Origin of the sequence: Anoxybacillus ayderensis (genome assembly GCF_000833605.1) — a bacterium.
Lineage (GTDB): Bacteria > Bacillota > Bacilli > Bacillales > Anoxybacillaceae > Anoxybacillus > Anoxybacillus ayderensis.
On the sequence record NZ_JXTG01000017.1, the window covers coordinates 1 to 14,529 of the forward strand.

General features: G+C 38.0%; 20 protein-coding genes. 14 read left to right on the forward strand and 6 right to left on the reverse strand.

Translation table 11 applies throughout. The features are described from left to right. On the reverse strand, positions 1-164 hold a 164-nt coding region (locus tag JV16_RS15330), incomplete at its 3' end, for a DUF4372 domain-containing protein (protein ID WP_152616128.1). Between the two features lie 218 nt (positions 165-382). Here JV16_RS15330 and JV16_RS11940 point away from each other — a divergent pair. After that, a complete protein-coding gene (locus JV16_RS11940; RefSeq protein WP_021094066.1) occupies positions 383-706 on the forward strand; it encodes a hypothetical protein in 324 nt (107 codons plus the stop codon). A gap of 99 nt (positions 707-805) precedes the next feature. Here JV16_RS11940 and JV16_RS16120 read toward each other — a convergent pair whose 3' ends face one another. Next, positions 806-931, reverse strand: coding sequence for a hypothetical protein (locus JV16_RS16120; RefSeq protein ID WP_019417697.1), 126 nt, complete (start codon positions 929-931; stop codon positions 806-808). Positions 932-1,012: 81 nt separating this feature from the next. Here JV16_RS16120 and JV16_RS11945 point away from each other — a divergent pair, with 81 nt between their 5' ends. The 3 genes from JV16_RS11945 (at position 1,013) to JV16_RS11955 (ending at position 3,061) form a co-directional block, all read left to right on the forward strand. Then, complete coding sequence (locus JV16_RS11945) at positions 1,013-1,375, forward strand: hypothetical protein (RefSeq protein ID WP_021094065.1); 363 nt, start codon at positions 1,013-1,015, stop codon at positions 1,373-1,375. 111 nt (positions 1,376-1,486) lie between these two features. Then, entirely contained in the window at positions 1,487-2,191 is a 705-nt protein-coding gene (gene deoD, locus JV16_RS11950; protein WP_004890338.1) for a purine-nucleoside phosphorylase, read from the forward strand. A gap of 60 nt (positions 2,192-2,251) precedes the next feature. Then, the gene (locus JV16_RS11955) at positions 2,252-3,061 is read left to right on the forward strand and encodes a M15 family metallopeptidase (RefSeq protein WP_021094064.1); all 810 of its coding nucleotides are present in this window, start codon (positions 2,252-2,254) and stop codon (positions 3,059-3,061) included. Positions 3,062-3,063: 2 nt separating this feature from the next. Here the strand turns inward: JV16_RS11955 and JV16_RS11960 are convergent, their stop codons facing one another. Continuing rightward, a complete protein-coding gene (locus tag JV16_RS11960; RefSeq protein WP_223249833.1) occupies positions 3,064-3,336 on the reverse strand; it encodes a hypothetical protein in 273 nt (90 codons plus the stop codon). A gap of 129 nt (positions 3,337-3,465) precedes the next feature. Beyond that, on the reverse strand, positions 3,466-4,776 hold the full coding sequence (locus tag JV16_RS11965; protein WP_042536013.1) for a Na+/H+ antiporter family protein: 1,311 nt from the start codon (positions 4,774-4,776) through the stop codon (positions 3,466-3,468). Positions 4,777-5,003: 227 nt separating this feature from the next. On the opposite strand from JV16_RS11965, the gene JV16_RS11970 reads away from it, so the two are divergent. From JV16_RS11970 to JV16_RS15340, 3 genes are all read left to right on the forward strand, one after another. Continuing rightward, a complete protein-coding gene (locus tag JV16_RS11970) occupies positions 5,004-5,882 on the forward strand; it encodes a cation diffusion facilitator family transporter (protein WP_042536016.1) in 879 nt (292 codons plus the stop codon). A 202-nt stretch (positions 5,883-6,084) separates the two neighbouring features. Then, complete coding sequence (locus JV16_RS15335) at positions 6,085-6,189, forward strand: YjcZ family sporulation protein (RefSeq protein WP_021094060.1); 105 nt, start codon at positions 6,085-6,087, stop codon at positions 6,187-6,189. Between the two features lie 25 nt (positions 6,190-6,214). Continuing rightward, positions 6,215-6,328, forward strand: a complete 114-nt coding sequence (locus JV16_RS15340) for a YjcZ family sporulation protein (protein ID WP_006318569.1) — start codon at positions 6,215-6,217, stop codon at positions 6,326-6,328. 27 nt (positions 6,329-6,355) lie between these two features. Here the strand turns inward: JV16_RS15340 and JV16_RS11975 are convergent, their stop codons facing one another. Then, a complete protein-coding gene (locus tag JV16_RS11975) occupies positions 6,356-7,696 on the reverse strand; it encodes an MATE family efflux transporter (protein WP_042536018.1) in 1,341 nt (446 codons plus the stop codon). A gap of 153 nt (positions 7,697-7,849) precedes the next feature. On the opposite strand from JV16_RS11975, the gene JV16_RS11980 reads away from it, so the two are divergent. Next, entirely contained in the window at positions 7,850-9,265 is a 1,416-nt protein-coding gene (locus tag JV16_RS11980; protein WP_042536020.1) for an alanine/glycine:cation symporter family protein, read from the forward strand. Between the two features lie 11 nt (positions 9,266-9,276). On the opposite strand, the gene JV16_RS11985 is transcribed toward JV16_RS11980, so the two are convergent. Then, positions 9,277-10,542 carry a two-component system sensor histidine kinase NtrB gene (locus JV16_RS11985; protein ID WP_042536023.1) on the reverse strand — a complete coding sequence of 422 codons (1,266 nt, stop codon included), beginning with the start codon at positions 10,540-10,542 and terminating at the stop codon, positions 9,277-9,279. A gap of 161 nt (positions 10,543-10,703) precedes the next feature. Between JV16_RS11985 and JV16_RS11990 the strand changes: the two genes are divergently transcribed. From JV16_RS11990 to JV16_RS12015, 6 genes are all read left to right on the forward strand, one after another. Continuing rightward, the gene (locus JV16_RS11990; RefSeq protein ID WP_035062942.1) at positions 10,704-10,910 is read left to right on the forward strand and encodes a YuzF family protein; all 207 of its coding nucleotides are present in this window, start codon (positions 10,704-10,706) and stop codon (positions 10,908-10,910) included. A 15-nt stretch (positions 10,911-10,925) separates the two neighbouring features. Beyond that, on the forward strand, positions 10,926-11,822 hold the full coding sequence (locus JV16_RS11995; RefSeq protein ID WP_021094055.1) for a manganese catalase family protein: 897 nt from the start codon (positions 10,926-10,928) through the stop codon (positions 11,820-11,822). A 155-nt stretch (positions 11,823-11,977) separates the two neighbouring features. After that, positions 11,978-13,186 carry a threonine ammonia-lyase gene (ilvA, locus tag JV16_RS12000; protein WP_042536025.1) on the forward strand — a complete coding sequence of 403 codons (1,209 nt, stop codon included), beginning with the start codon at positions 11,978-11,980 and terminating at the stop codon, positions 13,184-13,186. A 111-nt stretch (positions 13,187-13,297) separates the two neighbouring features. Further along, positions 13,298-13,501 carry a hypothetical protein gene (locus JV16_RS12005; protein ID WP_021094053.1) on the forward strand — a complete coding sequence of 68 codons (204 nt, stop codon included), beginning with the start codon at positions 13,298-13,300 and terminating at the stop codon, positions 13,499-13,501. Positions 13,502-13,515: 14 nt separating this feature from the next. After that, positions 13,516-13,725, forward strand: coding sequence for a DUF6501 family protein (locus JV16_RS12010; RefSeq protein ID WP_035062968.1), 210 nt, complete (start codon positions 13,516-13,518; stop codon positions 13,723-13,725). 102 nt (positions 13,726-13,827) lie between these two features. After that, on the forward strand, positions 13,828-14,481 hold the full coding sequence (locus JV16_RS12015) for a nitrous oxide reductase accessory protein NosL (RefSeq protein ID WP_042536027.1): 654 nt from the start codon (positions 13,828-13,830) through the stop codon (positions 14,479-14,481). The last annotated feature ends 48 nt before the right edge of the window (positions 14,482-14,529 follow it).

Genomic DNA, 14,529 nt, shown 5'->3' on the forward strand with positions numbered 1-14,529 from the left:
GTTTCATGGAGTTGGGCATACAAAAGCAGTTTCATAAATGAAGCCATATAAAGTTTCTTGGTATAGTGATTTAATTGATGTGTTTTCACTAGGTCATCAAATAATGGACGATTAATCGGTGAAAACCATTGTTCAAATGATGTTTTTCGTGTAAACTTATCCATGGTTTTGTCCTTTGTATTGGATTTGGATGGTTTACTACCACCCAACCATTATAAAGGATTTTTTTGTGTTTGGATTATATTTCAGAAAATTCGGTTTATTTAAAGGTGTTAAATTATTTTAATGCGACACTAGTGGTTCGACAAAAATAGTAAAAAAATGCAAAAGGAATCGACAAAACGAATCGCTAATAGTTACGTAAAGAAAAAAAGAGGGGTGGATGTTAGTGATTCGCATGCTTATGGGGAAAATATTAAAATCGACACAATGCTATGATGTAACGTTATTTCAAACTCCGCAATTTGGTCAAACGAAAGGATATCGTCAAGTATATCGGTTGACGGTAAATGGAGAAGATCACGATGACGTATTAGCTGAAGTTTATCGAATGTTTAATGTTCCAGACTTAGTACCGAAAGATTATCGTGCGCGATATGTTAGTACAGGTGATATATTGCTTATTGATGAAGGAATATACGGTCAATTTTTTTATCGTTTAAGTTCGGATGGATGGGAACGTATTCACCGTATGCATGTGCGTTAAAAAATGTCTTTAAATGTTCACAAAATTGTGCTATATTGTATATAGACAATTAGCACAAGGTTAGAGTATGATAAAAAATTCCCCTTGTGCACAAGGGGATTATTTTTTTCGTTTCTCGGCACTATACTCTTTATCGTGTGCTTCAGCTTCAGCAATTAACGTATCTTTTGGAACATGATTGTTTTTTTTCGGACTATTAATGCGGTTGCGATGTTTTTTTCCCAATCGTAACCCTCCTTTACATGTAGTTACATCCATTAGCATCGACAAGAACATAAAAAATATACATATGGGGTGGGAAAAGCGATGTTTGCGTTTATGATTTCTTCGATTGTTGGAATTATTGCTATTTTTTGTTCTTTGTTTATTAAATTTGAATTAGAGCGATTAATTGGGCGGAGAAAGAAAATTTTCTTCCTTCATTTCGCAAATATTAGTATCACTAACGTTGTTATTGCAAGCGCTTACTATGTGTTTAGCGGAATGTTTGAAACGAACGCACACCCATTTTATCTTATATATTTAGCGTCTTTAGAGGCGATGTTGCCGATTTACGTTGTTTGCTATTTAATATATGAACATTACGAGCAAGCGAAGAAAAAATATGTTGTGAGCGAAGATAAAAAAGTTTTATATGTAAAACCGAAGTATTTTCGAAAAATATCATAATAAGGACGAGGGGACGCCCCTCTTTTTTTATACATGAAAAACAATGCTTTAGCGAAATATAAGAGTGTGGTATAGTATATATGCAGCGATAAAGGCTAAAGGAGGATACATATGAGCGTTCATATTGGTGCAAAAGAACATGAAATTGCGGATAAAATTTTACTTCCTGGAGATCCGCTTCGCGCAAAGTACATTGCAGAAACGTTTTTAGAGGGAGCTACTTGTTATAATCAAGTTCGTGGTATGCTTGGGTTCACAGGTACATATAAAGGCCATCGTATTTCCGTTCAAGGAACAGGTATGGGTGTTCCATCCATCTCTATTTATATTACAGAACTTATGCAAAGCTATAACGTTCAAACATTAATTCGTGTCGGAACGTGCGGTGCGATTCAAAAAGATGTGAAAGTTCGTGACGTCATTTTAGCAATGGCATCGTCAACGGATTCACAGATGAATCGCATGACGTTCGGAGGAATTGATTACGCTCCAACGGCTAACTTCGACTTGCTGAAAACAGCATATGAAATTGGAAAAGAAAAAGGATTGCAACTAAAAGTTGGTAGTGTATTTACAGCTGACATGTTTTATAATGAAAATGCGCAGTTTGAAAAACTAGCACGCTACGGTGTACTTGCAGTAGAGATGGAAACAACAGCGCTTTATACGTTAGCTGCTAAATTTGGCAGAAAAGCGTTATCCGTCCTAACGGTAAGTGATCACATTTTAACAGGGGAAGAAACAACAGCTGAAGAGCGTCAAACGACATTTAATGAAATGATCGAAGTTGCGCTTGAAACAGCGATTCGTCAATAAGTGAGAAAGCTCCTGCGGCTCATTCCCCGCGGAGCTTTCTTCTATTGTGAGGGGAAAAAGATGAAAAAATGGTTATGTTGTTTTGTGATAATAATTAGCGGGTGTCAATCATTTGGATCACTTGAGCAAGAACAAAAGCCGTCTAAGCCTCCTGTCCAAGTTGAGGAGCCGGCACCATCTCCTCAAACACCGACACCACCTTCCGAACAACAGGAACAAGAAGAACTTGTGCTTGAAGAACAATTTTGGAATCAAGTTGAAGTGCAAAACGGGGTAAAAGTGATTGTTAATCCGGATAACGTGCTTGTCTTAGTAAATAAAGAACAACAATTACCGGCCGACTACAAGCCGGCTGACTTAGTCATTCCAAATGTTCCGTTTACGTTCAGAGAAACAGATGTTGAAAAACGCCATATGCGTGCTGAAGCAGCCAAGGCATTGGAAGAAATGTTTACAGCAGCGAAAAAACAACAAATGATATTATATGCTGTGTCAGGCTATCGTTCATATGAGAGGCAACAACAATTATTTGTATCTGAAGTTCAACGATTAGGGAAAGAAAAAGCGGTTGTTGCCGTTGCGATGCCGGGAAAAAGTGAACATCAAACAGGATTAGCGATAGATATTACAAGCCCAAGCGTTCAATATGCGATTACGCCTGCATTTGGTGACACACGAGAGGGGAAATGGGTAGCCCAGCATGCTCATGAATTTGGTTTTATTATTCGTTATCCGAAAGGAAAGGAGCATATTACGAAATATCAATACGAACCTTGGCATTTGCGCTATGTTGGTAAAAAAGCAGCCAAGGTCATTTATGAGAAACAAATTACGTTAGAAGAATATTTTCAAATCGTAAAGAAAATATAAGGTTATACACATTTGAGCACACGATATTGTTCAAATACATGTGCTAACTTTTTAGATACGTAAATGTATAATTCCGATTGATATACAGCGGTTAGCGCTTGGCGCAAATGCAACTGTTTGACAAATAATTCGATTTGATGTTTGGCGTACTTCATTGCTTGATGTTGTGAAATAATTTGTTTTTTCTTAATTTTTAATTCGATTTCCGTCAATAGTGAGATGGAGAAGCGAAGGATCGCTGCCTCTGTTTGACCGATGAATTGCGAAAGCATCATTTCCATCCTCCTTCGTGTTTACAAAATTGAAATATACTTTACAATACATTAACATATCTTGTTTAAAAAAAATGTCGGAATGTGCGATAAAATTTCGACAAAAAAGGGAGCTACACAAAGTAGCCCCTTTTATAAAATCATAGCTGCGATCCATGCGAAAATAATGACCGGAATGTTGTAATGAATAAACGTTGGAACGCATGTATCCCAAATGTGATGATGCTGACCATCCACGTTTAAACCTGATGTTGGGCCGAGCGTGCTGTCTGAGGCAGGTGATCCCGCATCACCAAGTGCACCAGCAGCGCCAATAATCGCAATGGTTGCCATTGGACTCAGTCCGAGCTTTATACAAAGCGGAACGAAAATGGTTGCGATAATTGGAACAGTAGAAAACGAAGAACCAATTCCCATCGTGACAAGCAGTCCGACAATTAACATAAGCAATGCGCCTAGTGCGGTGTTATGGCCAATAAGAGAAGCTGCTTGCTCAACAAGTTTCTCAATATGTCCCGTTTGTTTTAATACATTTGCAAACCCTGAAGCACTTAACATCACAAATCCAATAAACGCCATCATGCGCATGCCTTCTGTCAATAAACGATCACCTTCAGTTAAACGAATGCATCCGCTTAAGTAGATGACAACAATTCCTGCAAACGCCCCAAAAATCATGGAGTCAAGAACAAGTTGAACGGTTAAAGCAGTAATGACAGCGATGATCGCAAACCATACTCCTCGTTGTTGAAACGATTGAGTTTCTTGACTTTCTATTTGTATTTGTTTATATGTGCGCGGTTTCCGATACGTAAAAAAAGCAAGGAGTAAGCCAACAATCATTCCGAGCGAAGGGAAAAACATCGCTTTTGGAATATCCGATTTTGCAACAACTAGCCCACTTTGAGCCATGTTCGATTGTACAATGTCATGGAAAATAGCCCCAAATCCAGTCGGTAACCACATATATGGAGTAATCAAACCAAACGTAATAATTGATGCGACTAACCGACGATCCACATGCAGCTCATTTAAAATGTGCAAAAGTGGCGGAATCAAAATAGGAATAAACGCAATATGGATTGGAATTAAGTTTTGTGAAAAACATGACATGAATAAGATGACGAGAAGAACAAGTGCTTTCGAATATTGCTTTCTTTTTGACTCCCCTTGTTTTCCGACCATTTTTATAATCATGCGAACAATAGCGTTTGGTAAGCCAGTTTTCGAAATGGCAATGGCAAATCCACCTAACAACGCATAACTTAAAGCGACTTCTGCGCTGTTTCCTAGTCCTTCTGAAAACACCTCAACTGTTTTAGAAAGACTGAGATTTCCAATGAGTCCTCCCACTAATGACGCGATCAATAACGAAAACACGACATTCATACGCAGTAAACTAAGAATAAGCATGATGAGTACTGAGATGACAACAGCGTTCATAATTGTGACCTCCAAAATACTTTAGTTTGATAAATTGGTAGAGTGATGAAACACTAAACAATCTATCATATGTATGAATCGTTCGTCAACAATAAATTTGGTCTAAGGCAATGTTATTGCCTGTTTCCTACTGTTCTTCGATGAGCCAATTTTGTTGCTATAGACCCACATGATATATGCTTGGTACAATGATAACGCAAAAAATGATGAAGAAGTTGGTGGAACAGATGACAAAAATGAAACCTGAATTTGGGGCGTGGGTGAGCATTGGCTCTTATATCGTCTTATCTTTAGGGAAGTTATACATCGGATATATGTCAAATTCCGAGGCGTTAAAAGCTGATGGGTGGAATAACTTTACAGATATTCTCGCCTCTATCGCTATTTTAATTGGACTGCTCATCGCAAAAAAACCTCGGGATGACAACCATCCATACGGTCATTCACGCGCGGAACATATTTCGTCTTTAATTGCGGCGTTTATTATGATGTCGATTGGAGTGGATGTATTGATAAACGCAGGGCAAACGTTGAAAGAGGGGGAGTATGTGAAACCAGATTGGATAGCGGTATGGACAGCAGGTGCTTCAGCTGTATTTATGTTTTTTGTATATATGTTTAACAACCGTTTAGCGATAGCTACAAATAGTCAAGCACTTGCTGCTGCTGCGAAAGACCATTTATCCGATGTGCTCGTTAGTGTAGGAACGGTTGTTGGGGTCATTGGTGCTCAGTTACATATGCTTTGGCTTGATCCTGTTACAGCTTTTGTTATTGGATTTATGATTTGCAAGACAGCATGGGATATTTTTAAAGAAGCATCCCATACGTTGACGGATGGGTTTGATGACGAAATGTTAAAGCAATATAAACAGGAAATTGAGCGCATTGACGGTGTGAAACAGGTAGTAGATATTAAAGGAAGAATGTATGGGAATGAAATTGTCATAGATGTTACGATTTCTGTTGCCCCGTATTTGAATGTTGTGACAAGTCATGACATTGCCGATCAAGTTGAGCGCTTGCTCGAAAAAAAGTATGGAGTTGTCCGTGCCCACGTTCATATTGAGCCGTATGAACAAGAGAATGTTTTCCGTGGGGATTGAGATGGGAGAGGAGTTGTAAAATGGAAAGCAGAACAATTGGAGTCATTTATGCACTATCTGCGTACGTACTATAGGGAATATTACCAGTGATGAACTAGCGCCTGTCTCGTGAACAGGCGTTTTTTCACCCATTTTTTTAAAAACTATAACGTTTTACTTAGCGGTTGAATAGGTTGTTAGTACAAGAAGGAGGTGTCAAAAGATGAGTGGAGGACATCATCATGGTGGTGGCTTTGCGTTAATTGTTGTATTGTTTATTTTGCTAATTATTGTTGGTAGTGCTTATATTGGTGGCTGGGGTTATTAATTAACAATAGAGGGGGAAATACGTGATGTACGGATATGGCTATGGATACGGTTACGGTTATCCAGGATACGGAAAAACATTTGTGCTTATCGTCGTATTATTTATTTTGTTAATTATCGTCGGTGCGGCTTGGTGCTAAAGAGCAAGAGGGATTTCCCTCTTGCTTTTATGCATGTTTCCATTTTTGGATTAGTCGTATGAACAATAGTATGGCGCCGGAAGCTAAACCAGCAATAAGACCGAGCCAATACCCAAACGGCCCGGCGGTTGTATAGTGAGTGAAGACGTATCCAACCGGTAAACCAATTAACCAATACGATACGAGTGCAATAAAAAATGGAAAGCGAACGTCTTTGTATCCACGTAATGCCCCTTGAATAGGTGCTGCAACGGCATCAGAGAATTGGAAAAATAAAACGTATAACAAAAAACGTTTCGTCCATTGTAAAACAAGTGCATCATTCGTATATAAGGAAGCAATCGCTTCTCGAAACAGCAATAGGACGATAGAGGCAACAATAGCCATCATCACAGCAGAACAAATACCGATGATACAGTACCGCTTCGCATGTTCTAACCGCTTCGCTCCTACTTCAAAACCAACAATAATGGTTAAAGTAAGGGAAACGCTTAGTGGAATCATATATAAAAGGGAACCGAAGTTTAACGCTGCTTGATGAGCTGCAATCGTTGCTGTTCCAAATTGACTCATCAACAAAGTAACAGCCGAGAAAATGCTCGTTTCAAAAAAGATAGCTAATCCAATCGGTGTGCCGATCAAAAATAATTGTTTCCAAATAGAAAATGATATCGGATGAAGTTTTTTTAGTATATTGTATGTTGCGAAAGGTTTACGAAAGCGAACGAGCAAAAATGCACATAACAGTAAGCACCAATACGTTATGCTTGTGGCGTATCCTGCTCCTACTCCACCGAATGCAGGGATACCCCATCGTCCGAAAATGAATATATCATTCAATAAAATGTTTAATGGCAACGAGCATAGCGTTAACATCATTGTTACATTCGTTCGACCAAGTGCATCGATAAATGAACGAAGAACATGATAAATAAAAATCGGGACAACACCAATACATAATGCTTGTAAATATTGATAAGCAACGATTTGAACATCATGCTCGATTGGCATGTTTTCCAATAAAATAGGAACGAAAAAATAAATGAGCGTAAACACAAAGAAAGCAAAGACGGCCGCTAAGTATATCGCTTGTTCAACGGTTCGAGAAATACGCTCGTGGTCTTTCGCTCCAAACGCTTGGGAAACAATTGGGGTTAAACCGGTTAATATACCTCCGATTCCCGTAGATATAGCGACCCAAATGTTTGAGCCAATGGCTACACCTGCCAAATCAACTGCGCTATATTTCCCTGTCATCGTCACATCAAAAAAGTTCATCATATATAAGCTTATTTGCGTAAGAAAAATAGGAAATAATATATGTAAAAACTGCTTTATTTTTTCTTTTACCGTATATGTTTCTTTCATTTGCTCCTCCGAATACATGTGAAAAATATGAACAAACGATATTATAACATATCATTTTCATATATTCATGGATAATCCTCTTGCTTTTCATGTTAAGTTTTGTTACATTAAAAAAGTCGTTTTTTATTATAAACATCAGGTGAGGTGACGAGCATGCAATTATTACAAACGATTGTATCATTTTTAAACAACATATTATGGTCGTATGTTCTTATCGCTCTTTTAATTGTCGTCGGATTGTATTTTACATTCCGTACAAAATTTGTTCAATTTCGTTATTTCGGTGAAATGTTCCGTGTCATTACAGAGGCGCCGGAAAAAACAGGTGCGATTTCGTCGCTCCAAGCGTTTTTCATGAGCACAGCATCTCGCGTTGGAACAGGTAACTTAGCAGGCGTTGCGTTAGCGATTTCCGTTGGCGGACCTGGTGCAGTATTTTGGATGTGGTTGATCGCTTTAATTGGTGGTGCGTCAAGCTTTGTGGAAAGCACACTCGCCCAAATTTATAAAGTGAAAGATGGAAACGGTTATCGTGGCGGTCCGGCATATTATATTGAGCAAGGATTGAAAAAACGTTGGCTCGGTATATTGTTTGCCATTTTAATTACGTTCTCATTCGGTCTTGTATTTAACTCTGTTCAAGCAAATACAATTACATTTGCATTTGAGCACGCGTTTCAAATGGATCGTACAGTGATCGGTATTGTACTTACTATTTTAACCGCCTTTATTATTTTTGGTGGTGTGCATCGTGTAGCGAAAGCATCGTCTATTATCGTTCCAGTGATGGCGAGTTTGTATTTATTGATTGCGTTTTATGTTGTCTTAACGAACATAACGGAGTTGCCAGCAGTATTTTCTTTAATTTTTAAAAATGCATTTGGTATTGAACAAGCAGTTGGTGGAGGCTTTGGTGCGGCAATTATGATGGGAATTAAGCGCGGCTTATTCTCAAATGAAGCTGGAATGGGTAGTGCGCCGAACGCAGCAGCGACAGCAGAAGTTTCCCATCCAGTAAAACAAGGTTTCATTCAAACATTAGGTGTATTTGTTGATACGTTAGTTGTTTGTAGTGCAACAGCATTTATGATTTTATTATCAGGCGATTATATGAAAGAAGGTCTTGATGGTATTACCTTGACACAAACGGCATTGAGCACACATATTGGTGAGTGGGCAAAAGGATTTGTTGCAGTGAGTGTATTTTTATTTGCATATAGTTCAATTATCGGAAACTATTATTACGGCGAAACAAATATTGAATTTATTCGTTCAAGCAAAGCGTCATTGCTCGTATATCGACTTGCGGTATTAGCTATGGTCATTTGGGGATCCATATCGAGCATTCAAATCGTTTGGGATTTAGCAGATTTATTTATGGCGTTTATGGTTATCGTGAACTTAGTTTCGATTTTCTTACTTGGTCGAGTCGCTTTCGCGGCATTACAAGACTATGTCACACAACGAAAACAAGGAAAAAATCCGGTATTTTATGCACGAAATATTGGTGTAGACCATCAAGTGCAATGTTGGAAAGAAAAACAAATTGAGTGGAAAAAAGAAGCGTAAAAATGAGGCTGCTAGATTGCAGCCTCATTTTTTGAATAAGCCGGCAATTCAATAATAAAACATGAACCATTCCCGAATTCGCTTTGAACACGCATCGAGCCTTTATGCAGTTCAATAATTTTTCGTGACAAAGATAAACCAAGACCTGTTCCTGCTGATTTTGTTGAAAAAAATGGATCGAAAACGTGATGGATAATGGTAGAAGGGATACCAGGTCCATTATCATGCACATAAATTTGAACGAGATTATTGTGCAATTTCGTTTCAATGTCTACCCGCAACGATTTTTCCGTTTTTGCTTCAATCGCATTGCGAAATAAGTTAATAAACACTTGCAACAATTGATTTTTGTCAATGTTAACAACGTATTGTTGTAGTTTTTCATCTAAATGATACGAAAGCTCTACGTTATGAAGAAGCGCTTCACTTTGTAACAAAAGATCTAAATCATGTCGAATAAATTCGTTTATTCCAATCCATTCTGCTTTTACTTCGCTCGGTTTTGCAACGTTTAAAAAATCTGTAATAATATCATTTGCTCGATCGAGTTCTGGAATGAGAAGTTGATCAATGAGAGTAACGATATGTTCAGGTAGTTGTTCTTTTAAAAACTGTAAATACCCTCTTACTGTCGTTAAAGGATTTCGAATTTCGTGAGCAATCCCGGCAGCAATCCGGCCAGCGATCGCTAGTTTCTCTGCTTCTTTTATTTGATTAAGCGATTGAAACATACTAATCACACGTTTAATCGACCCATCTTCGTTATATAAAATGCGCGTATTAATAATCCCGTAATATCGATCGAGCACTTCACAATTGTAAAGTGGCTGCTTCGTTCGCAATGTTTTTAACGTCATAATTTGTTCATCTGGGATGTTTAACAATTCGCGAATATGTTTGCCGATCATATCATCTCGGTTTACTCCAACATCGTTTGCTGCCTGTAAGTTACATAATGTAATTTTTCCTTCAGCGTCAACGAAAACAATATGATGAGAAACAAGGTCAAAAATAGGGGCTAAAAATTGTTCCACTTGTTCAAATGGATAGTCTTTTTGTAAATCAATATTCCATTGCAAAATGGGTGTTCTTTTCTCTTCCTTCTCTATTGTTTCAATCGTTGCAGAGGGAATATTTCTTTCTTTTTTTATTACTTTTCCGAGTTCATAATCAACGTATGAAAACGGAAAAGAAATGTGTTCCACAAAGCGTTTATATAACCGTATTTCTTCCTCGAGCTCATTTATTTTTTGTTTTAGTTGTTCATGACTTTCCATCCTTCTAACTCCTCATTTCACTATTCCTATGTTGAAGTTTAACGCAAAATTGACTAGTATGTAAATAAAATTTTATAAAACTATGTTCTAAATGAAAAGTGTGATAAATAACGAAACAGGAGAATAAGATGGAAAAGAATAAACGAGAAGGAGGGAAGAAGATGACACCTCAGTTTATGTCTTTCATCGATCCTTATGTTTATCAAACATTACAAACAATTAGAGGAAAAGAAGTCATCATTGAAACGGTGCGAGGAAATGTGCAAGGTGTTATTCAAGATGTAAAGCCTGATCATATTGTGTTAAAAAGTAGCGATACCTTCTTTTTTGTTCGCATCCAGCAAATCGTTTGGATTATGCCGAAATAAAAAGGAGGGGACTTGATGTTTACAAGAATAAACAAGCTTCAAATTGAGTTGCCAAAATCTACGTATGCGGACGCTAATGCCGCAGCGGCCGTTCAAGAGTTACTCGGTGGAAAGTTTGGAGAAATGTCAACATTAAACAATTACTTGTTTCAGTCATTCAATTTTCGGGAAAAGAAAAAATTGAAGCCTTTTTACGATTTAGTTGCAAGTATTACTGCAGAAGAATTAGGTCATGTGGAGCTCGTTACAACAGCTATAAACTTATGTTTAACAGGAACAACGCATGAAGGTGCCCCAGATATTACGCCAATGCAAAACGGGGTAGATCAACGAAATACGTATCATTTTATTGCAACTGCACAAACAGCATTGCCAGGAGATTCGATGGGAAAATCGTGGTCAGGTGACTACGTGTTCAATAGTGGGAATTTAGTATTAGATTTGTTGCACAATTTCTTTTTAGAGTGTGGGGCGCGTACACATAAAATGAGAGTATATGAGATGACCGATCATCCAGTCGCACGAGAAATGATCGGCTATTTACTTGTCCGAGGAGGTGTGCATGTTATCGCTTATGCCAAAGCGCTTCAAATTGTTACAGGGGTGGATGTCACAAAAATGTTGCCAATTCCGAATTTAAGTAACGATAAATTTGATGCGGCAAGAAAGTACGAGGCGCAAGGGTGGCATAGAAGACTATATACGTTTAGCGAACATGATTTTCAAGATGTTAAACAAATTTGGAAAGGAACACATCCGCTTGATGGAGGACAACTCGAAGTCATTCAAGGGACGCCAGCAGGTGCCCCAATTCCAGATTTAGAAGCAGTGGAGGAAACATTTGCCCCTGGTATTTCATACGAGGACTTTCTTGAAATTGCTAAGCGCCTGCAAAAATCAGCCGGCTTATAGGCTATGCTTTGTGCATAGCAATTTTTTTGGGCTAATTTTTATAATAAAACCATGTTCTAAATAATCAATAAAAAAGAAAAAGAAAACAAGACAGAATTGCATACGGATCTGTCAATCAAATATAATAAAGGAGACACAAAGGAGGATGAAAACTATTGATTACGCTACAACATATTCAAGAAGCTCAACAACGAATGAGAACAGTCGTTCACAAAACGCCTCTTGAATTTTCACAAACATTTAGTCGTTTATCGAATAATCGTGTATACATGAAGTTAGAAAATTTACAGAAAACAGGTTCATTTAAAGTGCGAGGATCTTACAACAAAATTATGTTGTTAAGTGATGAGGAAAAAAGTCGAGGAGTTATCGCAGCTTCAGCGGGTAATCACGCACAAGGAGTAGCCTATTCAAGCAACATGATTGGCATTCCGTGCACAATCGTCATGCCTAAAGGGGCGCCATTAAGTAAAATTCAAGCAACGCAAAGCTACGGGGCAAATGTCATTTTACACGGGGATGTGTTTGACGAATCGTTAGAATATGCTCGCAAACTTCAACAAGAAACAGGCGCAACGTTTGTTCACCCTTTTGACGATCCAGCTGTCATTGCCGGACAAGGAACGATCGGACTAGAATTATTCGGACAACTGGACGATATTGATGCAGTGGTTTGTCCGGTTGGGGGTGGGGGATTGCTAGCTGGTATAGCGATTGCGATGAAACAAAAAAATCCAGCTATTCGCGTATACGGCGTTGAATCCGCTGCTTGTGCCAGCACAACAGCAGCTAAACAACATAATCAACCGATTATCATTACTCCATCAAATACAATTGCGGACGGGATTGCTGTTAAGCGCATTGGGGATTTGGCATTTTCGTACATACAGAAATATGTCGATGATATCGTTTGTGTGGAAGAAACAGATATTTCACGAACAATGTTATATTTACTCGAACGAAATAAATTGCTCGTTGAAGGATCAGCGGCTTGCTCACTAGCAGCTTTATTGTATAAAAAAATCCCACTTGAAGGAAAAAATATTGTAGCCATTTTAAGTGGTGGAAATGTCGATGTCACACTCATTTCACGAATTATTGAACGAGGGCTCGTTGAATCAGGACGATTCGTCACATTTTCGACAGTCATTTCTGACAAACCAGGACAGTTAAATAAATTGTTGCGCATTATTGCCGATTTAGAAGCGAACGTCATGTCCATTGATCATCAACGAATGGGGACAAACGTTCTTCCAGGGCAAGCAGAAGTGCGATTTTCCCTCGAAACAAAAAATAGGGAGCATATTGATCAAATTCAGCGCGTGTTGATCGAATCTGGATACGCAATTCGTCGCCTTGATTAAAAACGTAAATCGTACATTTTTTTCTTCACGTAAAACAATGCTTTTAAAATGATGTCTTTTTTACTATTATTAAATTAAATAAACGATTGACATTAAAGGTGGGGAGAATAAATGAAGCAAATAGAGTTTTTTATCGTTCCGCACCCAAGGGGAACTGTACGAGTAGATGTATATAAAAAGAACGGGTCGTACGAAGCGCACGCCAAATTTAAAGATGTGGCTACAGCGCAAGCAAGCGGAAACGATAAACATTTTGCGGTATTACAAGCGCTACATGAACTTGCTAAATTTTTAAATAAATATAAAGGATCTTGAAGGAGGAATCAATGATGATTCATTTAAACTGGCATGAAAGACCAACGATAAAAACGGTTGTATGTAACCATACAAATGCCGAAAAGTACATCGTACATAACGTGTTAACACCAGGTAGAGAGTATGAAGTAAAAAATGAAACAGATGACTTTTATTTTATTATCGATAATCGAGGCAAAGTCGGGGGATATTATAAGCATTATTTTACAGAAAAAGCGGTGTAATGCCGCTTTTTTTCATTTTCTACACAACCTTCTCAAATAAATTTCACAATTGTGTACTATACTAGCTTACGGATTGAATGAAAATAAGGGGGATCGTTAGTAATGAAAAAATGGATCGTACTGTTAATCGGTGCACTTTTCCTCGCTCTAGCAGGATGTAACAATCAAGCGGAGGAAAAGCAAGAAGAAACAAAACAAACAGAGGAAAAACAAACAGAACAAAACAAGGAACAGTCAAATGAAGAAGATGTATTTGCGAAAGCAGCAATGGCTGAACCTGATGAAAACACTGTATGTGTGTTTTGTAACATGAAAGTATATCCGAAAGAACATGAACTCGGCAAATTTACAGCGAAATCTGCGACAGAAAACGGTGACGTCTTGTTTTTTGATGACATCGGATGTTTATTTAACTATGAGCGCGATCACGGGGAAGCTGCAAAGAAATATGTACGCGATTACAACACATTAGAATGGATTGAATTACAAAACGCGACAGTGGTGAAAGCTGACATTAAGACACCGATGAACTACGGATATGCGTTTTTTGCGAAGAAAGAAGACGCTGAAAAATTTGTAAGCGAACAACCGAATGCAACGATTGTATCTTGGGAAGATGTTGATCAAGTTGCTCATGAGCGTTATATGAAAAAGAAACAAATGATGCAAAATAAAAATGATGGTCATGTTGACAGTATGGATCAACATGACCATGACAATGGGGATATGAAACAAGACGGACATAGTCATAACTAAAAAGCTGCCTTTCTGGCGGCTTTTTTATTTTTTTAGAAACTATTTACA